This is a genomic window from Acinetobacter stercoris (genome assembly GCF_900323515.1).
GTDB classification, from domain to species: domain Bacteria; phylum Pseudomonadota; class Gammaproteobacteria; order Pseudomonadales; family Moraxellaceae; genus Acinetobacter; species Acinetobacter stercoris.
In genome coordinates this window covers 12,788-39,275 of record NZ_OOGT01000009.1, presented here as the reverse complement: position 1 = coordinate 39,275, position 26,488 = coordinate 12,788, and the positions used below count along the sequence as shown (strand labels likewise).

Sequence of the window (26,488 nt, the reverse complement as noted above, 5' to 3'; positions counted from 1 at the left end):
ATTCAACACCATTAAGTTAGATAATTACAAAGATATTTTACTATCGATTAAAATACACGATCACTTTTTAGATAATGTGTCGATATTTCATTTAGAGTCAGTAAAATATTTTCGCTTTGCTGTGTCAAAAAAGCATCATTTAATTTATGCATATATTCAAGTAACTGTGCTTTTGCAGTTGACGAAAAATCTGTACTAACAGCTTGATCTTCATATAAAAGCACGTAGGTTTTTGCAAAACCATAAATAATATATAAGGCTGTATTTTCTAAAGAAGAGGGATCTTTTAAAATCTGATGCTCACAATCAATTTTTAATTGTTTAAAAGCATCCGTACCTGAGGAGAGTGTTTCAAATATATTTAAAATATTTTGAAAAGTCATTTTTAATACTTCCACTTAAAAAGAAAATCTACAGAAGATCAAATAACTGGTCAAGAGATGATGATATATATTTATAACAAAATATTATCCAAATAAAAAAAAGCCTGAAATATCAGGCTTTTAAATACTGCTTAAAGTAAAATCATTATTTTAAAGGCTTGCTCCCAAGCGTTCTCCCATGACTACTTTAGAATTTGCCTTGAATGCTTCATCCCAGACTATTCTATCTTTTTCAAATAAAACTACAGCAGTAGAACCCAAGTAAAAACGACCTAATTCACTACCTTTTTCAAGTTTTAAATTGTGATGATTAAGCTCTAAACGACCTGTTGGTTTTACCTTACCAGTTGCGACTGTTTCAATACCCGCTACAATCATAGCGCCTACAAGTACAACTGCCATACGACCTAACTCTGTATCAAATAAACAGACCATACGTTCATTACGCGCAAATAATCCAGGAATATTTTCAGCTGTCGTCTGGTTGACCGAGAATAATTCTCCGGGGATATACAATGTCTCTGTCAATGTCCCTGCAAAAGGCATATGCACACGATGATAATCTTTTGGAGATAGATATACTGTTGCAAATTCACCTTGCTTAAACGGTTCCGCAAGTTGAGGATCACCGATTAACTTTTCAACCGAAAAGCTTTGACCTTTGGCTTGAAATACATCCCCATCCCGCACCTTGCCAATTTGTGAAATTGCGCCATCTGCTGGGCTAACCACACTAAACGGATCGGAATCAATCTCTCGCATCCCTTGTTTTAAGGCACGTGTAAAAAACTCATTAAAAGATTTGTATTTCAATGCATCAGTTTGCTCAGCAATAGATAAGTCGATACCATATTGTGTCTTAAATGCCTGAATTGCCAAATTTTTTACAATTGGATTTTCACTCGCTGCAATTTTACCGACAACTCGACTAAGACTTTGTTGTGGAACAACACGCTGGGCTTGAATAAAAATTTGTTTTTTTAATTGAGACGTAAAACTCACGAAGGTGATTCTCCAGTAATAATTGGACTATCTAGGCGATTGCCCCATTCACTCCACGCACCATCATAAGCTTTAATATCCCAATCAAGTAGTCGACCAATGATGTAAGCCAATCCTGAACGATGATGAGACTGACAATACACAACCACTGGCTGATCAAATTGAAACCCTAATTGTTCTAAACGTTGCTGTGTGCGCTCTAGGGGATGCAATTTTAAATGATTTTGCCGATTAATTGCAGTACTCCATTCAAAATGCCGTGCATTTGGTACATGACCACCACGTCTGGCCGCTAAACGCTGTCCCGTATATTCCTCTGTAGTTCGACAATCCCATAACTGAACTGCCTGATTCTTCACATCTTCAAGCAACTCCAGATACTGAATACGATATTTTGAAGCTTCTTTTAAATTAATAGAAAATAAATTGTCGATTTTTTCAGGATTCTCAATATCAGATGAGGTCGGATAACCTTCTGCTAGCCATGCATGAATTCCTCCATTCAATAGGCTCACTTGATGAAAGCCTAAACAATGCAGGTTCCATATCAAACGGCCAGCCCAGGCACCACCTTCATCATCATAAACAATAACATGATGATTCTCTGAAATATTTAATGCTTGTATTAATGCTTGAAGCCCTGCTTCATCAGGTAACAAACCTGTTGCCTGATCCTGTTGCTGGACGAGTAGGCCCGGTTTTAAATGAATCGCATGAGGAATATGTAACTGCTCATATACAGAGCTGCGGCTTAAATCAACAATACGAATTAACTCATGCCCAAGATAGGGTACAAGTTCTTCTGCCTCTATGAGTAATCCAAAATTAAATGCAGGTACTGTCATAAGATTTTTCGAATTTTAATACATCATCCAAAGCATCTTATCATAGTGAATTTCACCTTTTTGCTGATTTTTTATGAAAGTTTAGCAAAAAAACAGATATATATTTTAGAGCCAGATTCAAATAAATTTCGAAACTGGCTCTAAAAATATGAAGGATTTTTAATTTTTTTAATCGACTGATTACCCAGTAAAAACCCAAAATATAGTTTTTAAACTTCTAATCAAAATCAGCTTTCTTCTGTAATATTAAAAACCTGACGCAAATAAGCGAGGAAAGTATCATTGTCAGTCATTGTCTTACCTGGACTATCCGAAATTTTAGCTACGGACTGACCATTACACTCAACCAGTTTCAACACAATATTTAATGGCTTTTGCCCCATATCATTGGTCAAATTAGTGCCGATACCAAAACTCACTTTAAAACGGTCTTTAAAGTATTGGTGCAAATCCCAAGCTGCTTCCAGATTTAGACCGTCACTGAAGGTCAGCATTTTTGTTTTGGTATCAATTTTCAATTTGCGATAGTGTGCGTAGGCTTTATCTCCCCATTCATAGGGATTACCACTATCATGGCGTAAGCCATCAAAAAGTTTGGCAAAATATAAATCGAAATCTTGTAAAAATGCATCCATCCCCACGACATCTGTCAAGGCAATCCCTAAATCACCGCGATATTCTTGAACCCATGTCTCAAGTGCAGCCTTTTGGAAATCTCGTAAACGTACATCTAATGCCTGAAAAGCCTGTAAAAACTCATGCGCCATAGTACCAATCGGGAAAATCCCCATTTCTTTCGCGATCAGGACATTACTTGTACCACGAAATACATCTGGTGCTGCTTTATGGAGAGTATGAATCACATGTCTTTGCCAATCCAGACTGTAACGGCGGCGTGTGCCAAAGTCAGAAACAAGAAATGGCGGATCATTCGGATTCTGTTCTTTTTCATAGCGTTTGATCAATTCAACTTTTGCCTGTAGGCGACGTTCCCCCTCAGCAAGCACTTCGCCACCACGGATCCGGCGGAAATATAGTTCATTTACAATCGCAAGCACGAAAATTTCAAACATCATTGCCTGAACCATTGGACCTTCGACCCAAATATCCAGGCGTCCTTCTGAATCGATTCCAGCTTTGATGAAACGGCGCTTTAATTGAAATAGCTCAAGATAATCAACAAAATCACTTTTAATGAAGCGAAATTTTCTTAAATAAAGAAGTTCATCTTCTGTAAATTTTAATTCGCATAAATAATCCAGCTGTTTATTCAAATCATCCAGAATATCTGTTAAAGGATAAACGGTATCTTCCAAATTACGACAACGAAAGTGGTAAACACTGTGAGTTTGCGGGAACTTGTGTAATACAACCTGTAGCATGGTAAATTTGTACAAGTCAGTATCTAGTAATGAATGAATGATTTGAGACATAGATTTAGTTATTTCACTGTGCTTATTGCATTAAAGCACACTTTTAAAACACAAATCTAATGTTTTACCAAAACTATAATTTTTATATATTGAGAATATCTCTCGCTTAAATATTCTCAGAAGATAGCTATTTGTAGAGTTTTTTTAACTTTTCTTCTTGTCCAAACTGTTTGGCAAACTCTTCAGCAGTTAATTGTCCTGTCCGTTTTGACTGGACATCACAATCAACTTTTCGCAACTGTTTCGCAATACTCCATTCAGCCTTAACAATCGCTCCCATCAAAGCTGTATGTCCCTTTGCATCACGTAAACAACGATTTGAACCATATTTTAATAAAGTTGTAACCACAGGTTGATGACCATAATAAGTTGCCATCATCAGCGCTGTATATCCTGCCTTATTTTTAATATCTACTGGGAAACCATGACTCAAAAACTCTTGAACAACTTCATTATTTCCTGTTTTGGCTGCAGCAAAAAATAAATCAATTAACTCTTGCTGAGACTGATTTAAATTATTCTGCCGAGGTACATTCACTCCCTGAGCATAAATTTCCGTAATTCCCAAGCTAAGTACAGCAATAATCAAACTGCTGAGAAGACTCATGATCAAACCATTCAACAATACTTTCATTTTTGTATCTCAATTTGGAAGTTAGATAAATGCCTGTAAAACTCCCCTAGGGTTGCAGGAAAGGGATTGAGTTTTACAGGACTTTCTTTTGGTGATCCCTCTTTGGTTTACCCCGTCACCGATTCAGCTAGATTCAATTAATCATCTGAAAGTTTTGCTGCTTTCGCTTTAACCACAGCAAGATCACCCTTCGTTGCTGCTGTCAAACGAGTTCCATAATCAACATCTGCTTTATAGAAATAAGACAACATGATGTTTTTTGTTTCTGCATCTTTAACTTGCCCTAAATCAGCAGCCAAATTGCGAATCAAATCAGTTTTTTCTAGCGCAGAATATGAACGATATAACTCACCTGCCTGTTTAAAGTTTTGCTGCTTTTTAATCGCTTTTTGCATTACAGTGCCCATAAGTGGCGTTGCAACTGCACGTGCTGTCTCTGTAGCAGGTTTTGGCTCTTTAAGACTTGGTTCATAATTCACATTAGAATCACGTTCAGTAATATTCATTGCACCTTCCTGATTGTTGTTATTAACCTTAACAACTGGACGGTTTACAGGAATTTGCTGGTGATTTGCACCTAAACGATACATTTGAGTATCAGAGTAAGAGAAGATACGACCTTGTAATAAACGATCTTCTGAAGGCTCGATACCTGGAACCAGATTACCTGGTGCAAATGCTGATTGCTCTGTCTCGTTAAAGAAGTTCTTTGGCATACGGTTTAATGTCAAAGTACCTACTTTTGTTTCCGGGATCAGGTTAGTCGGCCAAATCTTAGTCGCATCTAATGGATTAAAGTCAAATTTATCCAGATCTTTAGGATCAAGAACCTGAATGTATAAATCCCATTTAGGGAAATTGCCTGCATTGATATTGTTGTATAAATCATTGGTGAGGTGATTAAAGTCTTTAGCTTGCATCTTGCTCGTTTCTTCAAGATTCATGCCTTTTAGACCTTGTTTGGTACGGAAATTAAATTTCACATACTTATATTCGCCTTTGGCGTTATATAGTTTGAACGCATGTACACCAAAACCATCCAGGTTACGATAACTTACAGGCGTACCTAAATTAGAATATACATAAGTCAACATGTTGATAGACCAAGGCTGACTTTGTAAAAAATCAAAAATACGGTTCGGATCCTGGACATTATTAACAGGTGATGGTTTCATCGCATGAATGAAATCCGGGAATTTTATCGCATCACGAATAAAGAACACTGGTAGGTTGTTACCAACCAAGTCCCAGTTACCTTCCTGTGTGTAAAATTTCAAACCAAAACCATGCGGGTCACGTAATGTTTCAGGTGAACCTTTAGGGTGAATTACTGTAGAAAAGCGCAAGAATACTGGAGTCCTAGTCCCCGCTTTAAACAGTGATGCAATTGTTAAATCAGATAAATCTTTAGTCGCTACGAACTCACCATATGCGCCTGTACCACGTGCATGTACAACACGCTCAGGAATACGTTCACGGCCAAAACGCTGTAACTTTTGAACAAGTTGTACATCCTGAAGTAAAGTTGAACCATATTCACCAGTCGTGATTGAGTTCTGATTATCACCTACAGGTGCACCATTATCCTTCGTCAGAGGTGCTGCTTGAGTTGATGCTGTCGTTGCAGCAAGCATTGCAACAAGTAAAGAACGCTTAAACATAATAAATCTCTTAAATTCATACCCTTTCCTGCATAGCGAATGTTAATAAAACTTTACAAATAGGTAAAAGCGTTAATTTTTATTAAATCAATCGCTTTATGTAATAAATGATTATATATAAATTTGTACTTACAACTTCCAGGAGCATGATTTGTTAAACTAAGCTTTATTTATCTCACTCTATTTAGTTGAAATATGCGTGCATTATTACAAAGAGTTTTGGAAGCCAAAGTCATCGTAGATGGTCAAATCACAGGTCACATTGAAAAAGGTATCTTGGTTTTTTTAGGAATAGGAAAAGAAGATAATCTTGAAAAAGGCAAGAAGCTGATCGACAAAATTCTGAAATATCGTTTTTTTGATGATGAACAGGGCAAAATGGGCTGGAATGTCAGCCAAGCCAATGGAGGTGTCTTGCTGGTTTCTCAATTCACATTAATGGCTCAAACACAAAAAGGTTTACGTCCAGACTTTGGGCCAGCTATGCCCCCAAATGAAGCCAAAGCACTATATGAAGCATTGGTGAGCTACGCCAAATCACAATTTGAGCATATAGAAACAGGCATATTTGCAGCAGATATGAAGGTACATTTAATTAATGATGGTCCAGTGACATTCAATCTAGAAGTTGATTAATATAAAAAAACCAGTCATACAGACTGGTTTTTTGTACATAAGATTAACGACCTAGTTTTTCTTTCAAAAATTGTCGTGCAACTCTAATTTTTTCTTTAACTGGTTTTGGCACTTTAGGTGGGATCAGTTTAGCAACCTGATTAAACCAAACGAGTAAGCCAAAATCACCTTCCATTTTAATTGATCCATTTTGCATTCCTGTCATAAATGCTGTCGGGTCACCTTTCATCAAAGTCTTAACACCGTGTTCTGAATCCGCAAACTGTAAAATGAAGTCTGCTTGCTCAGGAGTACCAGAAACTGTATCAATTTGACCATTATCAACAATAATCTGACGTGCAACACCTAAATCTGTTCCAATTTGAATACGAAATTGGCGATCATGTGTCAGCTCAATGAACTTCGGGCTTGTGCGCGCTAATTGTTTCATACGTAATGCAAGCCCAAGAACCAATAAATCTAAAGGGTCCGTTGTTGCATCCACAACTGGTAACTTGACTACAGGAATTGAAGAAAGTTTCATGACATTTAAGCCTGTTGTTTTAATTTGAAAATCATGCCTAATCCTAGCATAACTTGTTATTTTTAAATCAAGACTTTGTATAACAAAATTATCCAGGCTCACTAAACTAAAAAAAGGCATGCTGTACAGCACACCTTCATATTTAATTTAGGCTATTTAAAAATTTATTCTATTCATCTTCGTAAACTGGTGTATGTTCAATATATTGACGATTTGCTAATGCTTTTTGAGCACGACTGTCTTCACGCAGTAAGATAAACGTTACTGCAACCATGGCTACCATGACCGCTGTCAAATAGCTATAAGTCATCGGCATATCGAAAACTTTTTGTACGCTAAAGCGTACTACTTCAAGTAAGCTCCAGAAAATCATGCCTGCTATCATGAAACCTAACCAACGGCGGTAAGGTGAAAAGAAAACAGCAGTCATGGCAGCCACGATCAGACAGAACCCGACTATGCTCGCTAAAGTCGCTGTTACCATAAAAACCTCCGTCCAAGATGATGTCTCGAATTGACTCAACCGTTTCAATGTTGTTTCTCAACAATGTTTCAAGCTTCGATCAACGTTATTTACAATTTTATAAAAGCTTCTGAAATGCATTATGGAGAGTTTTTGCAAAAAAAATAGAGCTGTTTTTTTCTCTTACGACATATCTTGTCGCAACATTCATTTGTCATTACATTTTTCTGAATAATACTTTTCTGTAAAGTCCAATTACTGTCGATCTTGGCGCGTCATTACAAAAAAATACGTTGTTTTTTTGAACAGGAAAAACTTTTTTGCAAATTCCACCACATTTTTTTCCATAAGCGAATTTATATACAATTTTCTTTTTAAAATGACTAATTTACAAACAAAAAGCACGCTTAAAAAACGTGCTTTTTGTCATATTTCTGCAAGATTCAAGCACGATATAAATCTTTATCATGTACACCTAAAAGGTACAAAACGCCATCCAAACCTACACTTGAAATTGCCTGATTTGCATTTTGACGAACCAGTGGTTTTGCTCTAAATGCAACACCTAAACCAGCAATCGAAAGCATAGGTAAATCGTTTGCACCATCCCCTACTGCTATAGCCTGTTCCAGAGAAATACCCATTCGTTCTGCAAGCCCACGTAATAGTTCTGCTTTACGTGCACCATCAACGATAGCCCCTTGCACCTCACCTGTCACAATGCCATCTTTGACATCCAGAATATTGGCATGAACTTCGTCAATACCTAGCTTCGCTTGAAGATATTCAGCAAAATACTGAAAACCACCTGATAAAATAGCAGTCTTGTATCCTAAAGATTTTAAGGTCGAAATAAGGCGCTCAGCACCTTCTGTCACAGTCAAACGTTCCGCGATTTTAGGTAAAACCGAAGCATCCAGCCCCTTGAGTAAGGCAACACGAGCACGGAAACTTTGCTGGAAATCAAGTTCACCTTGCATAGCACGTTCAGTAATCTCGGCAACCTGCTCACCAACACCAGCTTCTAGCGCCAACTCATCAATCACCTCTTGTTCAATCAGTGTTGAGTCCATGTCAAAACAGACCAAACGGCGATTACGGCGATAAACGTTATCTTCCTGTACAGCAACATCAATACTAGATTCTGCAGACAATCGCAGACATGCTTCCCGCATGGCTGTTGCATCTAACATCTGGGCACTTAAACCAAATTGTACACATGAGCGTTTTGGACCAGTGCTATGTCCATCCCGTTCAGGACGTCCAGATAAACGTGTCACGGTTTCAATGTTAAAACCATGATTAGACACAATATTGGTAACAGCTTGTAAATGTGCTGCGGTTAATTCTGGAGCTAAAGCCGTGACGATATAACGAGTTCGTCCGCCTTCATTGACCCATTGATCATATTCTTGTGTAGAAAGCGGTTTAAAGCGCACAGTTAAACCAATATCATGTGCTAAAATTAAAATGTCTTTCATTGCTAAAGCCGTTGCGGTTTGGTCGTTTGACGCAACAACAATGCCCAAAGTCAACTGGTTGTGGATAACGGCTTGGCCAACATCTAGAATTTGCAAAGAATGTACGGACAGCACCTGCATTAATCGGGTAAACTGATTAGGTCGATCAGGTCCTAAAAATGATATAAGAATGATTTCTCGCATGAATTGACTCTGGTTTGAGCTACAACTATTGTTAGAATCATAATCGAAATTGATAACGGGCTGTTAACAATATCAGTGATGAAATGTCATTAACCCTAATAATTGCCTTGGAAATTTACGTTGAATGCGCCTAGACAAGGGCTATTTGCTAGCCTGCTTATAATCAGTTTTGCATTGCATACCTTTTTACTGGTCATTGCAACAACTCATCAGCTTAATGAAAATCGTGCCAATCAAGGTCAACTTATGACCAGTCAATTGGTCACAGATAGTATTAACGAGCTTGACCCAGCCAACACAGTTTCACTTGCTCTGTTGGCAAATCGCTATGCAACCAACCCTAGTGTTGCTTCTATCCGTATCCTGGATGCAAAAAAACAGGTTCTTGCTACCAGTGGCATGTCTAAAACCCGTGAAGGTGATGTATTTGCTCGCGATGCGATTCAAAATGAAAAGAAAGTTGGTAGTGTTGAAATTACCTTGATCAAACCAAGTATTGGTGAAATCTTGCGTAATCAATGGCTAGCTATTTTAGTGTCATTGGTTATCCATGCTTTATTATGGCTTGCATACCGTGCGATAGCCCGTCCTAGCCGTAGTGAATATCTTGCACGTATCAATAAAGAAGCACGTCTAAAACATGAAATCCAGGAACTGACCAAAGCATTGGAAGAAGAAAAACATGCTTCGGCTCTAGCAATTGCACAAAAACAGCCAGCACCTAAAGAAAAAATCATTCCTAAAATTCCAAGTGAATTATTGAAAGATGAAGATACTTTAGCACTGAGCATTCAATTTTATGATCCTAAACAACTACTTAACTCTGTCAATCAGTCTGTATCAGCGCCATATTTCAACTTATGTCAGATTTTTCTGAATAAAAGTATTGAATTATGTACAGCCCACTTTAACTTACAGGTAAAAGACATCAACGTAAGTCAAAATTTTGACTATCAGGGAGCAACGATCCAGATCATCTCACGTTTGCCAAATGCAACTGAATGTATAGTGATGATTGGTACAGTATTTCAATTACTGTCTGAGGTTCTTTATAAGCGTTATCGTGAAGATAAACGTTTTGTACTACAAACCCGTTCTGCAGTTGCGACAGCAGTTGAAGCCATGCAGCTAAATTCAGTACAAGCAGCAGAACGTCTAGCACAACATTTAATTGCTAAGGAGATGGCAGTTCATTTAAATAATGAACAATTAAAGCATGTGAGTGAATGTTATCAGTTAGTAGCAATGCCAAATCCAACTAATGTTCTGACCCGCCATGCTTTTATGATGAATGGAATGGATAATGAATGTGCAGAAACTGCGCAAAATATCCGAACTGAAATTTTGAAGGGGAAAAAAGCTGAAAATGTTCAGACTCCTCCATCAGAGCAAGCATCATAACCAGTTCTATTGCATGTTTTTTCTATAAAAGCCCTTGTTATTTATAAAAATTGAACAGGGGCTTTTTTATTCTTATCTTATTTGTTGATAAAAACTACACAATAACAGCTAATCAAGCGTCCAAACTTTAAACAAAATGTTCTACTTTTAAAATAATCTTCTCTTTCCATATCACTATAAGCTTGTGTATAACTATGTCCGCAAAAGGAATGTGATAAGCATAAGCAAAAATCGTGAAAACACGTTAGACTATGCCACAATGAAAAATGAATATGTCGTTAAGACTCGATAAAAAGGTGAAGCTAGATGTCGCTCAATACTGTTGAAGAACTTGTAGCAGATATTCGTGCAGGAAAAATGGTCATCTTAATGGATGATGAAGACCGTGAAAATGAAGGTGATTTGGTCATTGCCGCAACTCACGTACGTCCTGAAGACATCAACTTTATGATTACACATGCACGTGGTTTGGTATGTCTGACCCTTAGTCGTGATCGCTGTAAACAGTTAGATCTACCTTTAATGGTTGATCAGAACGGCGCCCAGCATGGTACAAATTTCACTCTATCTATTGAAGCTGCAGAAGGTATCACTACGGGCATTTCGGCTGCTGAACGGGCTCATACCATTCAAACTGCTGTAGCTGCACATGCCAAACCCGCAGATATAGTCCAACCTGGTCACATTTTTCCACTCATGGCGCAACCAGGTGGTGTACTTCACCGTGCAGGGCATACCGAAGCAGGTTGTGATTTAGCCCGCCTAGCAGGCTTAGAACCAGCATCTGTGATTTGTGAGATCATCAAAGAAGACGGTACAATGGCTCGTCGTCCTGATCTTGAAATATTTGCTGAAAAACATGGAATCAAAATTGGTACAATTGCGGACCTGATCCACTATCGCATGACCAACGAACAAACGGTCGAGCGTTTGGATAAACAAAGCATTGAAACAGAATATGGCACGTTTGAACTACATCGTTATCGTGAAATCGGTAATCCAGATATTCATCTAGCTTTAGTAAAAGGTGAGCCTAAAGAGGGTGTAACCACGGTACGTGTACACGGTTTCAGCCCTATGCGTGACTTGTTAAAACTCAATAAACAAGATGGTGAAGCTGCATGGAATCTGGACAAGGCTCTTAAAGAAATATCAGCCAGTGATCGTGGTGTTTTAGTCTGGATCGGTCAAGGTCAGCTACAGGATTTGGGCCCTGCTTTAGATGCATTAAAATTACCTAAACCGACAAAATCCAGTGCTGCCCTGTCTCATCAATATCAAACTATTGGGGTTGGTGCACAAATTTTACGTGATCTAGGCGTTGAGAAAATGCGTTTACTCAGTTCACCATTACGTTTCAATGCCTTGTCTGGTTTTAATTTAGAAGTAGTGGAATATGTCACTGCTGATCAAACTCCTGTAAAATAACTTTTGTTAAAAAAATCGAGGTTGCTATGGCGATTCGCCGAATTGAAGGTTTATTACATCTCGCGAGCGAAGACCGTTACGCGATTTTAGTTGGTCGTTTTAACAGCTTTGTTGTTGAACATCTGCTAGAAGGTGCAATTGATACATTGCATCGTCATGGTGTCTCCGACGATAATATTACGGTTGTCCATGCACCTGGCGCATGGGAACTTCCTGTAGTTGCCAAGAAACTGGCAGCTTCTGGAAAATTTGATGCGATTATTGCACTCGGTGCAGTGATTCGTGGTAGTACACCACACTTTGACTTTGTTGCAGGCGAATGTGCCAAAGGTCTTGGCGTTGTTGGCCTGGATACTGGCTTACCAGTGATTAATGGTGTATTAACTACGGACAGTATTGAGCAAGCGATTGAACGCTCTGGTACAAAAGCAGGTAATAAAGGTAGTGAAGCTGCCCTAACTGCAATTGAAATGGTTAATTTGTTAAAGGCTATCTAAAGCATGTCTCAGACACTCCAAGCAGCTTATGCAGCAAAACGTAAAGCACGTCGTTTTGCTGTACAAGGAATTTATGAATGGCAAATGAGCCACAACCCTGTGCATGAAATTGAAGCACGTACACGTGCCGAGAATGCAATGCATAAAGTGGACTTGGGCTACTATCATGAATTGCTTACGCAAGTGATTGCCAATCATGAAGCATTGGATGCTTTACTTATTCCAGTTCTTGATCGTGAAATTGAAGCGCTTGACGGTGTAGAACTGGCAACACTTCGTTTGGGTGCATATGAACTGAAAGATCATCTTGAAATTCCGTACCGTGTGGTTCTAGATGAAGCAATTGAACTTGCAAAACACTTTGGTGGCGCAGATAGTCATAAATACATCAATGGTGTACTTGACCGTTTAGCTGCCAACCTTCGTGAAGCAGAAAAACAACAAGCTAAATAAGTTTTGTTATGGCTGAGTTCTCAATTATAGAAACCTATTTTAGCCGTGAGAGTAACTCATCGGTTGATCTGGGGGTTGGCGATGACTCAGCCCTGCTTACTCCCCCTTCCAACCAACAACTGGTCATCTGTACAGATACATTAGTTGCTGGTCGCCACTTTCCCCTAGATACATCCCCTCATGCAGTGGGTTGGAAAAGTGTTGCTGTCAATCTATCAGATATTGCTGCTATGGGTGCCACACCCCACAGTATTTTGCTTGCCTTAAGTCTTCCAAATATTGATGAAGAATGGCTTTCAGAATTTAGTCAGGGTTTATACGACTGCTGTGACCAATATAGCGTTAGCTTAATTGGTGGCGATACCACGCAAAATCCACATCTTACAATCAGTGTTACAGCGCTTGGGTTTGTGGAACAGGGATTAGCTGTTACCCGCTCTGGAGCAAAAGTAGGTGACCTGATCGTGATCAGTGGTTCAATCGGTGATGCTGCTTTTGCACTTCAACATTTAGGGCATCCATTACAACGGCGGTTAGATTACCCAACACCTCGCTGCGAGCTTGGACGGCAACTCAAAGGCTTGGCATCCAGTATGATTGATGTGTCAGACGGACTTGCTCAAGATTTAGGTCATATCTTAGCTGCTTCACATGTCGGTGCAAAAATCGATCTATCCAGACTCCCTATTCATCATGCGTTAAGCCATTTGTCTGAAAATAAACAATGGCAATATGCTTTGGCTGGTGGCGATGATTATGAGTTATGCTTTACAATAACTATGCAAAACTATGAAAAACTTTTGCAATTACAACCCAATGTAACAACTACAATCATCGGGCAAATCACACAGGATCAAAATTTAACATTTGAAAAAGATGGCCTAGATCATCCTCTTCAATTTAATGGGTATCAACATTTTGCATAAACCAGCCATCCGCTTTAAAAATATGACTTGGTCAGAACGCTGCATCGTATTTTGTGGCGTTGGTTTTGGTTCAGGTCTTGCACCTAAAGCACCTGGTACTTTTGGTTCTGCTTTTGCCCTTTTGTTTATCCCTATATGGCTTGCAATCGGTTTTAATGCCACCATTTTAGCCATTGTTATTATGTCACTGCTCGGAATCTATATATGCGGTGCCACCGCAAAGATCATGGGGGTACATGATGATGGAAGGATCGTGTGGGATGAATTTGCTGGTCAATCCATTACCTTTTTACCACTCATCTATTTTGCTCAAATGAACTGGATCTGGGTTTTGGTTGGATTTGCTCTTTTTCGTTTATTTGATGTATGGAAGCCTTGGCCAATTCGCGTGATTGACCGTAAAGTAAATGGTGGTTTTGGCATCATGTTTGATGACATCATCGCAGGTATCTGGGCGGCCATTTGCATCATTTTATATATATTTTTTATTCAGGCTTAAGCCAAATCTGTAAGGTGCGTTATGTCAACGACAGTGATTATTCTTGCTGCAGGTAAAGGAACCCGAATGCGTTCGAACTTACCTAAGGTTCTTCAACCTTTAGCAGGACAACCATTACTTGGTCATGTGATTGAAACAGCAAAGAAATTACAAGCAACAAATATTATTACGATTTATGGTCATGGCGGTGATCTAGTACGCCAGACATTTCCTGAAGAAAAAATCGAATGGGTTGAGCAAACTGAACAGCTTGGAACAGGTCATGCTGTCAAGGTAACACTACCTGTCTTACCTAAAGATGGGATGTCTCTAATTCTTTCGGGAGATGTTCCATGCGTCCAGCAAAGCACTCTGCAACGTTTGATTGATGCTTCAAACCCGACAGGTATTGGTCTTGTAACATTAACACTTGATGACTCAACAGGCTATGGTCGTATTGTTCGTAAAAATAATAAAATTCAAGCGATTGTAGAACATAAAGATGCGACTGAAATAGAACGCCAGATCAGGGAAATCAATACTGGGATTTACTGTGTAAGCAATGCAAAATTGCATGAATGGTTGCCGAAGTTAAGCAATAACAATGCTCAAGGTGAATATTATCTGACTGACATTGTTGCTATGGCTCTCGCTGATGGAATGGAAATTGCGTCTATCCAGCCAGAATTTGCTTTTGAAGTTGAAGGTGTAAATGATCGTGTACAACTCGCTGCTCTTGAACGTGAATTCCAAAACCATCAAGCCAAGACATTGATGCAACAAGGTGTACATCTAATTGATCCTGCACGTTTTGATTTACGAGGACATTTAACCATAGGTAAAGACGTTCGTATTGATATTAACGTCATTATTGAGGGTGAATGTGAGCTTGGTGACAATGTCGAAATCGGTGCTGGCTGTATCATCAAAAATACAAAAATTTCTGCCAACACCAAAGTCCAGCCGTATAGCGTATTTGACAATGCTTTTGTTGGCGAAAGTGTTCAGATTGGTCCTTTTGCACGACTTCGTCCAGGTGCAAAACTGGCAAATGAAGTACATATAGGTAACTTTGTAGAAGTTAAAAATTCTAGTATCGGTTTTGCATCTAAAGCAAACCATTTTGCTTATCTTGGTGATGCACAAATCGGTTCAGGCTCAAATATTGGAGCTGGCACGATTACATGTAATTATGATGGTGCAAATAAGCACAAAACAGTTATTGGCGATGATGTATTTATAGGCACCAACAATTCACTTGTGGCGCCTGTAAAAATTGGAAATGGTGCAACAACTGGCGCAGGTTCAACGATTACTCGTGATGTAGCAGACAATGCACTTGCTGTTGAACGTTCACAGCAATTCACTAAAGAAAACTATCAACGTCCCCAAAAGGTCAAAAAATAAGAGGATAAAAATATGTGCGGTATCGTAGGTGGCGTTGCAGAACGTAGTATTACCAATATTTTAATTGAAGGCTTAAAGCGACTTGAATATCGTGGCTATGATTCTGCTGGTCTTGCATTAGTTGACCATGGTCAGATTTTACGTGAACGTCGTGTAGGAAAAGTTGCCAACCTTGAACAGGCTGTCAATGAGAGTGCGATCATTGGCTCTATCGGTATTGCACACACACGCTGGGCAACTCACGGTAAACCGACTGAAAATAATGCCCATCCACATATATCTGGGCGTGTTGCTGTTGTACATAACGGAATCATCGAAAACTATCAAGAACTTAAAGATGATCTCGAAGCATTAGGTTATAACTTTACCTCACAAACCGATACGGAAGTTGTTGCGCACCTTGTGCATGAAGCGTTGAAATCTACTCCTGATCTTTTAAAGGCAGTTGAACAGGTTGTGCCTCAACTTAAAGGTGCCTATGCACTTGGTATTATTGATACAAACCATCCTGATGAACTCATCGCTGTACGTGAAGGTTCGCCATTGGTTATTGGTGTTGGGATCGGTGAAAACTTTATCAGTTCCGACCAGTTAGCACTTTTACCAGTTACTAACCGCTTTATCTACCTTGAAGAAGGTGATATTGCACGTTTAACACGTGAAACTATTGATGTTTACGTAAACGGACAAAAAGTCGCTCGCCCAGTGAAAGAACTGGATGCAACTATTAGCAATGCCACTAAAGGTGAATTTAAGCATTATATGCTCAAAGAAATCTATGAACAGCCAGAAGCTATTCAGCAAACCATTTCTCAAGCTTTAAATGGTAATGCACTGCGCCCAGATTTCCTGAAAGATGCCGAGATTGATTTTAGCAATATCAAACAAGTTCAGATCATTGCGTGTGGTACAAGCTATCATGCCGGAATGATCGGAAAATACTGGTTTGAACAACTGGCTGACCTTCCGTGCCATGTTGAAATTGCCAGTGAGTATCGTTATCGCTCACCTGTAATTGTGGGTGATACACTCTATGTATGTATTTCACAATCTGGTGAAACAGCCGATACTTTAGCGGCCCTTCGTGATACCAAAAAACGTGCTGCTGCGAAAAATCTAAACATTACAACCATGACGATTTGTAATGTTGCAACATCATCTATGGTACGTGAAACAGATTATCATTTACTCACGCTTGCGGGGCCTGAGATAGGTGTAGCTTCAACTAAAGCATTTACCACTCAACTTGCAGCACTCATGCTCTTAATCTTGAAAATCGGTCAAATTAAGCAAAACATTGATGAAAACCAGATTGCCGAAATCACTGCTGACATGTGGCATACTCCAAAAGTGATTTTAGATACTTTGCAAAATGACACTGAAATTTTGCGTTTATCTGAACTGTTTGTCGAAAAACAGCACTGCTTATTCTTAGGTCGTGGTACAGAGTTTCCGATTGCCCTTGAAGGTGCATTAAAACTCAAAGAAATTTCGTATATTCACGCTGAAGGTTATGCCGCAGGTGAGTTAAAACATGGCCCACTTGCACTTGTCGACAATGACATGCCTGTCGTTATTCTTGCTCCAAACGATGAAATGTTAGATAAACTAAAATCCAACATGGAAGAAGTTCAGGCACGTGGCGGGGAGTTATTTGTTTTCGCTGATGAAGATAGTGGAATCAAAAATAAAGACCGTCAACATGTTGTACATGTACCAAACGTGAGTTCATGGTTAGCGCCAATCGTTTACAGCGTACCGGTTCAACTACTGTCTTATCACGTTGCAGTGCTTCGTGGTACTGATGTTGACCAACCTCGTAATTTGGCAAAATCGGTAACAGTTGAATAATATTATATTTTTATTACAGCCTCTTGTATGAGAGCAATAAAGTATCATCCTAAGTAATATAGTTTCATCTTAGGTAATAAAGTATCATCTCATATTGATCAAATAACAATCGCCTGCTATTCTTAAATTAATGAGAGTAGCAGGCGATTTGCTATGGCGACTGAAAAACAACAAGACAATTGGATAAAAGAAGGTCGTGGTCAAGGCTACCTAAAGAACTATAAACCTTGGGTAACTGTGCGTGATTTTGGCTCAAAAGGTCGCTCACATCGTGTATATGGACATACAACCAAACGTACACATCATTTATTGTCTGATTTAGAACTTGCAACCTTTCTACTTTTAGACTGGAATCCATCAGTTACTGATATTCGGGAACAGTTTCCTTTACCGCTTCAAGCCACAACTCAAATTGCAGAACAAGCTCAAATTACTCATCCTAGAGTTCGTAATGCCCTACAAATTATGAGTTCAGATTTTTATGTAGATCGTAAAGATTTCAGGCAACCCAATTTTGCTCTGCAAACAAAATACGTAGCAGATTTAGAAGATATTAGAACCATTGAAAAACTTGAGCTGGAACGAAGATATTGGGAAAGTACAAAGACACCTTGGTACATCCTGACAGAAAAAGATATTCCTGCGACTGTACTTCACAATATCAAATGGCTCTATCCTGCTATGAGGGAATCTTCTCTTCCTGTTTATGAAAAGCTCGATGACTATATGCAGAAATTTGCTCAATATCCTCATCTCACATTAATTGAGTTAAGTAAAAAAGTAGATCAGGCATATGATTTAGAACTGGGTTCATCTTTATCAGAAATTCGGGAGCTTCTTGCTCAACGTTATTTTATTTTTGATATAACCAAAGACTATAAAAAGCTTAAATTATCTGAAATTACATTAGGTGATATTGAAGTGTGGGAGGACATTCGCCATGTTTCGAATCAATGATGTTTATAAACTGCACGATACATCTTTTCGTATCCTTAAAATGACACTTTATCACATCGTATGGATTGATATTGATAGTCAGAGTGCTAACCCCTTTCTTATCGAAAAAAATGAGTTAACTAAATCTATAGAAGCAAACGAAGCTGAATGGATTGAAGACCCCTTTGCAGATATCGCATTGCTAAAAGTTGTTGAGGGTAGTATCCAGCAGCAAAAGCGTGATGCTGGAATGGCGTTAATCAGACCGCTCATTACACATGATCAATTTTTTGATCCATCTATTCGCTTTGATCTTGTTAAACGTATATTGGAGCAGCAGAAATCTACTCACCAGACGATTTACAGGCTTGCCCGCAGGTATTGGCAACGAGGGCAAATACCTAATGCACTTATTCCAAGTTATCAAAATTCTGGTGCCAAAGGTAGTAAACGAATTGCCAAAGATAAAAAGCTGGGACGCCCCAGAAAATCTATGCCAGGTACAGGGGCACTTATTGATGTAAATATTGAGCGATTATTTAGAATTAATATCAATAAGTATATGTTAACCAAGAATAAACATTCTTTAGGTTATGCCTATCGTAAGTTCTATACGATGTATCATTCATTATTTCCTGATGTGCCAGATACTGAAATTCCATCAATATGGCAGTTTAAACATTTTTATGAACGTGAATTTCCTAAAGTTACCCAGCTTACTGCCCGTAGCAATCCTATTCTCTATAACAAGGACATTCGGGCACTTCACTCAACAGTGAATACCCAAGTCTTAGGGCCAGGATCACGTTATGAGATTGATGCAACGATTGCAGATATTTATCTTGTTTCAGATTCTGATCGTGCCTGTATTGTGGGAAGACCAACGATTTACTTTGTTGTTGACGTATTTAGCAGAATAGTAGTCGGTTTTTATATTGGTTTTGAGAATGCTTCATATGTAACCGCAATGCAGGCTCTACAAGTCGCTATGACCGATAAAGTCGAGTTATGCAAACAATATGGTTATGAAATTACCAGTGAAGAGTGGCCTTGTATTGGATTGCCTGATGCGATTTTAGCGGATCGTGGAGAATTATTAGGTCATCAGATTGAGGCCCTCGAACATAGTTTTTCAATTCGGATTGAAAATACTGCGCCATATCGTGGGGATTTAAAGCCTATTGTAGAACGTTATTTCAGAACTGCTCAGGCAAAATTTAAACCTTTTGCTCAGGGTGTGGTACAACCCTTTAAAGAAAAAAAACGAGGTGGCTCAGATTATCGTCTAGATGCTACTTTAACAATTCATGATTTTAAGCAGATTATTATTGGTTCAATCCTCACCTACAACCTGACCCACCAATTAAAAAAGTATGATCGTGATCTTGATATGCCAACGGATTTACCTTTAGTTCCGATTCATCTCTGGAACTGGGGTATACAAAACCGAGTGGGCAGATTAAAACAGGTTTCCGAAAAGGCATTACGTGTTGCACTGCTTCCTAAAACCAAAGCAACCTTATCTGATCTTGGGCTCAAAGTTTTTGGTGTATTCTATTATTGTGCTGAGATTAATCAGCAAGGCTGGATGCACCGTAAAAAATCAATCTCAAGACCAGATACTTTACAAGTTGCGTATGACCCGAGTAATGCCGAAATAATTTATGTTTTTTATCAAGATGATAGTCTTCACTATTGGGAAGCCGCACTTGCACCAAGATCAAGAGAATTTGTTGGTTGTAGTTTCTGGGAAGTTTGGCAGGTTCAACAGGAACAGAAGCAAACCCAAGCTATTCAAGAACTGGAAACCAATAAATCTAAAGCTGCTCTGGAAGAACATATAGAGTCTATTATTGCTCAGGCCAATGCTCAAAAACCAAAGACAGCATCAAGCAGAAAACAACGTGTTACAGGCATTAGGGAAAACCGTCAGCGGGAAAAGAATCATGAACGTTTGGCGGGGAAAGCAGATCATCTGAAAAATCCACTTCCTGAACAACAATCAACTGAAAAAGTCTCTGAATCAACAAATAACATTATTCAGATGCCTAAGCCCAAACAGAAGCTGGAACATGATGAGGATTACCAACTTACTTTTGGTATTTATCAGGACTTGCTGGAAGATATTGATCACTCAGATGATGATTAATACATCCAGCTCTACTCTAGGATATGTTTATGACAAATCAAAATGATTATGCAGTATATACACCTAGCCCAGTTTCAGATTATCAGGGAAATCCTTTTATCGAGGCTTTGCCACCCATTTTTGAGGCACAGGACACGATTCAAGCGATAAAAGGTTCAATCGAATTTAAACAATCTGATCGGCAGTTACCGAATAATACTCGTGCCCATATTATTTCACAGTTATTTAATAACTTTTTTCATCCTATCCGCAGACACTTAGAATTAGAGCAGAAAATCTCCATCATGCTGAGAAAAGGCTATGTGGGGAGGAATATTGTGACTGGCGACTTTAATCGAATTCTAAACCGTAGTCATCAAATCGCTTTATCCAATAATTTTGAACCAACACCCTCTAATGATGTACGTTCTACCGCACAGAGCCTTACTTTTATTGGTTTTTCTGGCAGCGGAAAAACCACAACACTAAACCGAATCTTAAAAAACTATAAACAAAAGATTTACCACCCTGAGCATAACTTCACCCAACTTGTCTATTTAAAAATCGACTGCCCTTATAATGGTTCACTTAAGTCTTTATATTTAAATTTCTTTAGTGCCGTAGATCGTGCATTGGGAACAACTTACGAAAAACAATACACGCAGAAACGCCATAATGAACAAAAGCTATTACAGCTTATGGGACATATTGCCCATCTTCATGCCATTGGCTTATTAGTCATTGATGAAATTCAACACTTGTTGGCAAATCAATCCAAAAATTCGGATGAGATGCTCAATTTCTTTGTTACCTTAGTCAATATTTATAGTCTCCCCATCGTCATGGTCGGGACACCTAAAGCAATTCAAATATTTGAGCGGGATCTCCGTTCATCACGTAGAGCGGTAGGTTTGGGTTCAATTCATTGGGAACCAATGAAAAATGAGCCTGCAATCACTACACCAGATGGAAAAGTCAGAAAATCCGAATGGATGACATTTACTGATTCGCTCTGGAAGTATCAATGGTTGAGAAAATCAGACCCTGCATTGTCTGAAGAATTACGCCAATGCTGGTTTGATCTGAGTCAGGGTATTCTGGACATTGTAGTTAAACTATTTGTTCTGGCACAGATACGAGCAATTGAATCGGGTTTGGAACGCATTACGGTTAAACTACTTAAAACCACATTTCAGGAAGATTTTAAACCGATTCATAAAATTATAGATGTTTTACGCTCTGGTGATGCAAGACGAATTGCAGAATATTCCGACTTGATTACGCCTGAAGTAGATCGACAATTATTAAAACTGATCTCCCGAATTGAAGAAAGTAGCCTAGATCAAAATGACCAACTGGCAGAATATCGGGGTCATACTGAATCCATACGTTTGCATAATTTATTGCTTGAGCTTGGTTATGATTCCCAGCTTTTAATTCCCCTTGTTAAAAAAGTATTTAAAGAACACCCAAATCGAAAATTAACTGAGCTACTCCCTATTATTATGCGTTGGTTAAATCAGGATGTTACGCAAGACTCCAGTTCATCGTCATCAAAACCGAAATTATCACAAGCTAAAAGTACCAAACCTGATCAATGGCAAACCTTGGATACGGTAGACTTACGTTTCCAATTCTCACAAAAAGAAAGTGAACATAGCTTTTATGAGCATTTAAAGGCTCAAACCAATATCGTTTTTGATATTGATCACTGGCTCAAACAGGTCAGTTAGCCATGCTAAACTTTCCCATGCCGTACCAACACGAGCTGATTTACAGTACTGTGGCTCGGGCAGGGACTCGTTTGGCTTTGGATAGTCCTAAACAATTACTAGATGAAGTCTTTAAAAATCGTAAGGTGATTGCAACGGTAGATTTGCCTTGTCACCTAAACGCTATTATTCATCAGCTTTCGAATCATCAGTTTACCGTTGAGGATATCGCCTATCAGCATACGCTGTTTCCAATCTATGCACCTTTTGTCCCTGAAAAAAGACGGCAACAATGTTTAAAATGGATGGCTGATATTTCTCAAGGTTCGATTCATCTGGCTTTAGGCATTAATGCCTCACGTATCCCACCTATTCATAAATTACGTTATTGCCCACAATGTTTAGCAGAACAATTAGAGAAATATGGCGAATATTATTGGTTCCGCTTATGGCAAATACAAGGAGCTTGCTGTCTCCAACATGGTCAACTCATTGACTCAGAACTGGATTTAAGATCATTACATCGGCATGATTTTTTAGTTCCATCTCATCAATCATGTCCTAAAACAGAACAAACCATAACCAATCCTGACGATATTTTTATTACGTCCAAATTGTTAGAGTTATTGACCTTGCCTCCCTTTGAGTCACCCAGCTATGAACAATGGACGATGTTTTATTATGAACTGGCTCGGCAGAATGACTGTATTCGGGGGCAAAACCAAATCTTGCATGAGCGTATTCTAGAAAGAATAACGATCCGTTGGTCAAAGAAATTTTTAGAGCAGTATTGTTTAGCCGATTTAACTTCCGAGACCTCTTGGTTAAACAACATTTTTAGAAAACATCGAAAAAGCTTTAGTTATCTGGAACATATCATTGCCATTGAGGCTTTAATCAACAGAGAATGGCCTTTTGCTGAAATTCTCAACCAAGTCCGCTCTTTCCGTAAAATAAATCAAAATAATCATATGGATGTTCATAACAACCATATTACTGGTCTCACCATAAAAAACCGAGAAAATTGGCTGAGCTTGATCAAAAAAAATGGTGTAAAGCCTGCTCGGCTTTTAAATGCTGCTTTATATGCTTGGTTATACCGTAACGATAAACATTGGTTATTAGAGACCAATCAGGGTTTTCACCAAAAATATATCCCTCAAGGTACTAAAGTGGATTGGCATAGCCGTGATTTGTCCTTTGTAAAACAGTTGATTAAGCTCAACAATGATTTACTCTGGGATTTGGATAATCCTAGACGTTCAGCAAAATGGTGGATGAAACAAACCTCCCATGTATCAACCATTGAGAAAAATCTAGATATGCTACCTTTAACCAAGTTATTTTTAGAGAAATATAGTGAAGATATTGGGACATACCAGATTAGACGTTTAACTAAAACTTTCATTGAGATGAAAACAAAGGCAGAAGTTCTACCTCGTTGGAGAATTTTACGTAAGGCAGGTCTAAGTGATGAACGTATGGTTTCGGAAGCTGCTCGATTTCTGCTCAAAGTATTTTAAAAAGTTGGAACGAAACAAGAGTCCACCATTAAATAGCGTGGACTCTTTTTTTGTTATAGCTTATTTGGTGGCATCCAACCATGACGTTCTGCCAAAATTTGCCATTCAGGCTTCTTTTCACCAATCATATAGTTACAATATTGAATAAGATTTTGAACAATCTGATTATTCCATCGTTCTAAAGATATAGGGCCAGCCTTTCTAGCATAAGGATTTTCATATCTTTTTTGCAGATCATATGCAACATACCTAATCATTGTTGTCACGATTTCATCATCAGAAACTATCTTAATTTTTCCAAGAGCAGTTATATGTGCCGAAATAGTTCGATACTCTGATAAAGACATTATTATACGTTCATAAATGCTTGCGGATTTAGCCATGAAAAATTCACACTTGAAATACTGAAAACAACCAATATCTATATAGTACATTAATTTTACAAAAGGTAAGGATGGTATGTCTAATTTTCAAGAAGGTGATATTGTTGAACTTAAATCAGGTAGTCCAAATATGACTATTACTGAGATAAATGGTAATGGCTATGCTGTTGTGGCATGGTATTGCTACGATAGTAATGAAATAAAAACAAAACCTATCGAAACCACTGCTTTAAAGAAAAAACAAAATTCTTAAAACTTTTGGTCATTCTGAAGTCACATAACTTAATTTTATGTTAAATGATACATATCCAACTACACATCATAGTATGAGGACAGTGATCATTTTTTAAAGAAAAAGTTTTCTAAATAGTTTCAACGAACTATAAGCCCCAAAACACGAATATTCTTGGTTGGGGCTATTCAGTAAAATTTCTTATTACAGAACTACTTTTGTATATAAAATTATCTATTACTAAATGGAATATTTTGCTTACAGATCTCAGTGAGGAAAGGCGTACGGAAGAAGCTAGTTCTTTTTTAAATTTCTAATTCCTTAAATCGTCTCTTTTTGAATTTGTCTTGCCAGTTTCTCTATATGCTCTTTGATTTCATCAGGTGTATGTGCCGCATAACCAAACAATACTGCTGATTTTTGCGATGAAGTCTGACAATATCGGGATAATGGTTGTACCGATAAACCTACTTGTATACATTGGGCTATAAAATCCTGCTCTGTCCAATTTGCTTTTAGCCAACACACCAGATGAATCCCTGAATCAGTAGACTGTACGCTGAGTACATCCGAGAGATGATGTTGGATCGCTGCAATTAAAGCCTGCTGCCGTTCATAACATGCTTTACGGATTTTACGCACATGCCGAGCATAATGACCATCTTTTATAAATTCAGTCAGTGCCACTTGTTCCAGATAAGAACTACGAGTATCAGTATAATATTTTGCAAAACTAAATGTATCAATTAAGGCTTCTGGAACGACCATAAATCCAAGTCGAAATTCAGGAAACATCATTTTGGAAAATGTACCTGCATAAATCACTCGTTGCTGTTGGTCTAAACCCTGCAATGCCTGAATAGGGTGTGTGCCATAACGAAACTCGCTGTTATAGTCATCTTCAAAAATCCATTTTTGTTGTTGAGCCGCCCAATCCAGTAAGGCAAAACGTCGGGCAAGGCTTAATGTGCCACCCAGTGGAAACTGATGCGAGGGAGCGGTATAGACTAATTTACTGGCTGCATGGTGCTGAATAATCTCTGGGATTTTCATCCCCTCATCATCACTTTCAATCGGCTGTACCGTCACCCCAAAGCTACGAAATATATGAAGAGCCGAATCATAACCTGGTTCATCTAAGCATACTTGGTCATGTGGCTGTAACAGGGCATAAGCTGCCAGATGAATTGCCTGTTGTGTACCATTCACAATCAAAATTTGTTCTTCGTTACAGTTTAATCCTCGTGTTGATTGGACATATTGGCAAATTGCCTGACGCAATGGCAAATATCCTCGTGGGTCATGGAATTGTCCAAGTTGATAATAGGACTGTCGCCATGCTCGACCTAATAATTTCCCCCAAAGTTGATGGGGGAATAAGTCCACACAACCCACACCTATATGAAACATTTTCTTTTCTTGGTTAGAAAAACGCTGCTGATGCCAATGTGGCAATAAATTGGCAATATGAGGATTAATGTTGAGTGTTTGCGTAGGCTGATATACCGCTTGTTGTCTATCATTTTGAATTTGAATCAGTTGGTCAGGGATAATATCGGCAACATACGTGCCTGAACTCGGTTTAGTAACTAAATAGCCCTCATCCAGCAAACGTTCCAACGCTGCCAAGACCGAATTACGGGAAATCAACATCATTTCTGCCAAAGTACGGCTTGAGGGCAATTTTGTACCCGCAGATAGGCGGCCCTCTAAAATCGCATCACGCAAAATACAATATAAACCGTCTTTAATTTGCTGCCCTTTGGGCAAAATTAAGTGTGGAAAATAAGCAGAAGGTGACGTTGCCATGATTAAACTGGTACTTTAAAAAATATCCAAACTGTATCTTATGACAATACCATCATTAAAAATACACTCTGCTACTTAAT

25 protein-coding genes are annotated in these 26,488 nt (G+C 38.6%); 14 read left to right on the top strand and 11 right to left on the bottom strand.

Annotated elements, in window-relative coordinates:
- Positions 1 to 47 precede the first annotated feature (47 nt).
- The 6 genes from KPC_RS01925 to KPC_RS01900 all read right to left on the bottom strand — a co-directional run bounded on the left by KPC_RS01925 (position 48) and on the right by KPC_RS01900 (position 5,958).
- On the bottom strand, positions 48 to 383 hold the full coding sequence (locus KPC_RS01925; RefSeq protein WP_121972743.1) for a hypothetical protein: 336 nt from the start codon (positions 381 to 383) through the stop codon (positions 48 to 50).
- 150 nt (positions 384 to 533) lie between these two features.
- Positions 534 to 1,385 (bottom strand): archaetidylserine decarboxylase, encoded by an 852-nt coding sequence (asd, locus tag KPC_RS01920; RefSeq protein ID WP_121972742.1) that lies wholly within the window; start codon positions 1,383 to 1,385, stop codon positions 534 to 536.
- The gene (locus KPC_RS01915; RefSeq protein WP_121972741.1) at positions 1,382 to 2,230 is read right to left on the bottom strand and encodes a sulfurtransferase; all 849 of its coding nucleotides are present in this window, start codon (positions 2,228 to 2,230) and stop codon (positions 1,382 to 1,384) included. The genes asd and KPC_RS01915 overlap by 4 nt, the downstream gene beginning before the upstream one ends.
- Positions 2,231 to 2,457: 227 nt before the next feature.
- Entirely contained in the window at positions 2,458 to 3,663 is a 1,206-nt protein-coding gene (gene pncB / locus KPC_RS01910; RefSeq protein WP_121972740.1) for a nicotinate phosphoribosyltransferase, read from the bottom strand.
- Between the two features lie 127 nt (positions 3,664 to 3,790).
- Positions 3,791 to 4,270, bottom strand: coding sequence for an ankyrin repeat domain-containing protein (locus KPC_RS01905; RefSeq protein WP_121972746.1), 480 nt, complete (start codon positions 4,268 to 4,270; stop codon positions 3,791 to 3,793).
- Between the two features lie 164 nt (positions 4,271 to 4,434).
- Positions 4,435 to 5,958: a catalase gene (locus KPC_RS01900; protein ID WP_121972739.1), complete on the bottom strand. Its 1,524-nt coding sequence runs from the start codon at positions 5,956 to 5,958 to the stop codon at positions 4,435 to 4,437.
- A 195-nt stretch (positions 5,959 to 6,153) separates the two neighbouring features.
- Here KPC_RS01900 and dtd point away from each other — a divergent pair, with 195 nt between their 5' ends.
- Complete coding sequence (gene dtd / locus KPC_RS01895; RefSeq protein WP_121972738.1) at positions 6,154 to 6,594, top strand: D-aminoacyl-tRNA deacylase; 441 nt, start codon at positions 6,154 to 6,156, stop codon at positions 6,592 to 6,594.
- Between the two features lie 43 nt (positions 6,595 to 6,637).
- Here the strand turns inward: dtd and KPC_RS01890 are convergent, their stop codons facing one another.
- The 3 genes from KPC_RS01890 to serB form a co-directional block, all read right to left on the bottom strand.
- Positions 6,638 to 7,117 (bottom strand): SCP-2 sterol transfer family protein, encoded by a 480-nt coding sequence (locus KPC_RS01890; protein ID WP_121972745.1) that lies wholly within the window; start codon positions 7,115 to 7,117, stop codon positions 6,638 to 6,640.
- Positions 7,118 to 7,286: 169 nt separating this feature from the next.
- A complete protein-coding gene (gene aciT, locus KPC_RS01885) occupies positions 7,287 to 7,601 on the bottom strand; it encodes a ciprofloxacin tolerance protein AciT (RefSeq protein WP_121972737.1) in 315 nt (104 codons plus the stop codon).
- Between the two features lie 422 nt (positions 7,602 to 8,023).
- Entirely contained in the window at positions 8,024 to 9,244 is a 1,221-nt protein-coding gene (serB, locus tag KPC_RS01880; RefSeq protein ID WP_121972736.1) for a phosphoserine phosphatase SerB, read from the bottom strand.
- Between the two features lie 120 nt (positions 9,245 to 9,364).
- On the opposite strand from serB, the gene KPC_RS01875 reads away from it, so the two are divergent.
- From KPC_RS01875 to KPC_RS01820, 12 genes are all read left to right on the top strand, one after another.
- Positions 9,365 to 10,645: a hypothetical protein gene (locus KPC_RS01875; protein WP_121972735.1), complete on the top strand. Its 1,281-nt coding sequence runs from the start codon at positions 9,365 to 9,367 to the stop codon at positions 10,643 to 10,645.
- Between the two features lie 306 nt (positions 10,646 to 10,951).
- Entirely contained in the window at positions 10,952 to 12,073 is a 1,122-nt protein-coding gene (gene ribBA / locus KPC_RS01870) for a bifunctional 3,4-dihydroxy-2-butanone-4-phosphate synthase/GTP cyclohydrolase II (protein ID WP_121972734.1), read from the top strand.
- 26 nt (positions 12,074 to 12,099) lie between these two features.
- Positions 12,100 to 12,570 carry a 6,7-dimethyl-8-ribityllumazine synthase gene (gene ribH, locus KPC_RS01865; protein ID WP_121972733.1) on the top strand — a complete coding sequence of 157 codons (471 nt, stop codon included), beginning with the start codon at positions 12,100 to 12,102 and terminating at the stop codon, positions 12,568 to 12,570.
- A gap of 3 nt (positions 12,571 to 12,573) precedes the next feature.
- On the top strand, positions 12,574 to 13,023 hold the full coding sequence (gene nusB / locus KPC_RS01860) for a transcription antitermination factor NusB (protein WP_121972732.1): 450 nt from the start codon (positions 12,574 to 12,576) through the stop codon (positions 13,021 to 13,023).
- 8 nt (positions 13,024 to 13,031) lie between these two features.
- On the top strand, positions 13,032 to 13,949 hold the full coding sequence (gene thiL, locus KPC_RS01855) for a thiamine-phosphate kinase (protein ID WP_121972731.1): 918 nt from the start codon (positions 13,032 to 13,034) through the stop codon (positions 13,947 to 13,949).
- On the top strand, positions 13,927 to 14,448 hold the full coding sequence (locus KPC_RS01850; RefSeq protein WP_121972730.1) for a phosphatidylglycerophosphatase A family protein: 522 nt from the start codon (positions 13,927 to 13,929) through the stop codon (positions 14,446 to 14,448). Before thiL ends, KPC_RS01850 begins: the two co-directional genes overlap by 23 nt.
- A gap of 21 nt (positions 14,449 to 14,469) precedes the next feature.
- Entirely contained in the window at positions 14,470 to 15,834 is a 1,365-nt protein-coding gene (glmU, locus tag KPC_RS01845) for a bifunctional UDP-N-acetylglucosamine diphosphorylase/glucosamine-1-phosphate N-acetyltransferase GlmU (RefSeq protein ID WP_121972729.1), read from the top strand.
- 12 nt (positions 15,835 to 15,846) lie between these two features.
- Entirely contained in the window at positions 15,847 to 17,685 is a 1,839-nt protein-coding gene (glmS, locus tag KPC_RS01840) for a glutamine--fructose-6-phosphate transaminase (isomerizing) (protein ID WP_121972728.1), read from the top strand.
- A gap of 153 nt (positions 17,686 to 17,838) precedes the next feature.
- Positions 17,839 to 18,642 (top strand): heteromeric transposase endonuclease subunit TnsA, encoded by an 804-nt coding sequence (locus KPC_RS01835; RefSeq protein WP_033523443.1) that lies wholly within the window; start codon positions 17,839 to 17,841, stop codon positions 18,640 to 18,642.
- Entirely contained in the window at positions 18,626 to 20,770 is a 2,145-nt protein-coding gene (locus tag KPC_RS01830; RefSeq protein WP_004910119.1) for a Mu transposase C-terminal domain-containing protein, read from the top strand. The genes KPC_RS01835 and KPC_RS01830 overlap by 17 nt, the downstream gene beginning before the upstream one ends.
- Before the next feature lie 29 nt (positions 20,771 to 20,799).
- On the top strand, positions 20,800 to 22,482 hold the full coding sequence (locus tag KPC_RS01825) for an AAA family ATPase (protein WP_121972727.1): 1,683 nt from the start codon (positions 20,800 to 20,802) through the stop codon (positions 22,480 to 22,482).
- A 2-nt stretch (positions 22,483 to 22,484) separates the two neighbouring features.
- The gene (locus KPC_RS01820) at positions 22,485 to 23,984 is read left to right on the top strand and encodes a TnsD family Tn7-like transposition protein (RefSeq protein ID WP_033523437.1); all 1,500 of its coding nucleotides are present in this window, start codon (positions 22,485 to 22,487) and stop codon (positions 23,982 to 23,984) included.
- A gap of 53 nt (positions 23,985 to 24,037) precedes the next feature.
- Here KPC_RS01820 and KPC_RS01815 read toward each other — a convergent pair whose 3' ends face one another.
- The gene (locus KPC_RS01815) at positions 24,038 to 24,367 is read right to left on the bottom strand and encodes a hypothetical protein (RefSeq protein ID WP_146196614.1); all 330 of its coding nucleotides are present in this window, start codon (positions 24,365 to 24,367) and stop codon (positions 24,038 to 24,040) included.
- A 76-nt stretch (positions 24,368 to 24,443) separates the two neighbouring features.
- Between KPC_RS01815 and KPC_RS01810 the strand changes: the two genes are divergently transcribed.
- A complete protein-coding gene (locus KPC_RS01810) occupies positions 24,444 to 24,620 on the top strand; it encodes a DUF2158 domain-containing protein (RefSeq protein ID WP_086181213.1) in 177 nt (58 codons plus the stop codon).
- A gap of 300 nt (positions 24,621 to 24,920) precedes the next feature.
- Here KPC_RS01810 and pdxR read toward each other — a convergent pair whose 3' ends face one another.
- A complete protein-coding gene (gene pdxR / locus KPC_RS01805; protein ID WP_121972725.1) occupies positions 24,921 to 26,408 on the bottom strand; it encodes a MocR-like pyridoxine biosynthesis transcription factor PdxR in 1,488 nt (495 codons plus the stop codon).
- Positions 26,409 to 26,488 lie beyond the last annotated feature (80 nt).

Bases quoted from the DNA above. Each gene is read 5' to 3' on its own strand.
- pdxR (WP_121972725.1), bottom strand. From the start codon at position 26,408: ATGGCAACGTCACCTTCTGCTTATTTTCCACACTTAATTTTGCCCAAA.
- dtd (WP_121972738.1), top strand. From the start codon at position 6,154: ATGCGTGCATTATTACAAAGAGTTTTGGAAGCCAAAGTCATCGTAGAT.
- glmU (WP_121972729.1), top strand. From the start codon at position 14,470: ATGTCAACGACAGTGATTATTCTTGCTGCAGGTAAAGGAACCCGAATG.
- KPC_RS01905 (WP_121972746.1), bottom strand. From the start codon at position 4,270: ATGAGTCTTCTCAGCAGTTTGATTATTGCTGTACTTAGCTTGGGAATT.
- ribH (WP_121972733.1), top strand. From the start codon at position 12,100: ATGGCGATTCGCCGAATTGAAGGTTTATTACATCTCGCGAGCGAAGAC.
- KPC_RS01835 (WP_033523443.1), top strand. From the start codon at position 17,839: ATGGCGACTGAAAAACAACAAGACAATTGGATAAAAGAAGGTCGTGGT.
- KPC_RS01810 (WP_086181213.1), top strand. From the start codon at position 24,444: ATGTCTAATTTTCAAGAAGGTGATATTGTTGAACTTAAATCAGGTAGT.
- serB (WP_121972736.1), bottom strand. From the start codon at position 9,244: ATGCGAGAAATCATTCTTATATCATTTTTAGGACCTGATCGACCTAAT.
- glmS (WP_121972728.1), top strand. From the start codon at position 15,847: ATGTGCGGTATCGTAGGTGGCGTTGCAGAACGTAGTATTACCAATATT.
- aciT (WP_121972737.1), bottom strand. From the start codon at position 7,601: ATGGTAACAGCGACTTTAGCGAGCATAGTCGGGTTCTGTCTGATCGTG.
- KPC_RS01830 (WP_004910119.1), top strand. From the start codon at position 18,626: ATGTTTCGAATCAATGATGTTTATAAACTGCACGATACATCTTTTCGT.
- thiL (WP_121972731.1), top strand. From the start codon at position 13,032: ATGGCTGAGTTCTCAATTATAGAAACCTATTTTAGCCGTGAGAGTAAC.
- nusB (WP_121972732.1), top strand. From the start codon at position 12,574: ATGTCTCAGACACTCCAAGCAGCTTATGCAGCAAAACGTAAAGCACGT.
- KPC_RS01815 (WP_146196614.1), bottom strand. From the start codon at position 24,367: ATGGCTAAATCCGCAAGCATTTATGAACGTATAATAATGTCTTTATCA.
- KPC_RS01915 (WP_121972741.1), bottom strand. From the start codon at position 2,230: ATGACAGTACCTGCATTTAATTTTGGATTACTCATAGAGGCAGAAGAA.
- ribBA (WP_121972734.1), top strand. From the start codon at position 10,952: ATGTCGCTCAATACTGTTGAAGAACTTGTAGCAGATATTCGTGCAGGA.
- KPC_RS01850 (WP_121972730.1), top strand. From the start codon at position 13,927: ATGGGTATCAACATTTTGCATAAACCAGCCATCCGCTTTAAAAATATG.
- KPC_RS01900 (WP_121972739.1), bottom strand. From the start codon at position 5,958: ATGTTTAAGCGTTCTTTACTTGTTGCAATGCTTGCTGCAACGACAGCA.
- KPC_RS01825 (WP_121972727.1), top strand. From the start codon at position 20,800: ATGACAAATCAAAATGATTATGCAGTATATACACCTAGCCCAGTTTCA.
- KPC_RS01820 (WP_033523437.1), top strand. From the start codon at position 22,485: ATGCTAAACTTTCCCATGCCGTACCAACACGAGCTGATTTACAGTACT.
- pncB (WP_121972740.1), bottom strand. From the start codon at position 3,663: ATGTCTCAAATCATTCATTCATTACTAGATACTGACTTGTACAAATTT.
- KPC_RS01925 (WP_121972743.1), bottom strand. From the start codon at position 383: ATGACTTTTCAAAATATTTTAAATATATTTGAAACACTCTCCTCAGGT.
- KPC_RS01890 (WP_121972745.1), bottom strand. From the start codon at position 7,117: ATGAAACTTTCTTCAATTCCTGTAGTCAAGTTACCAGTTGTGGATGCA.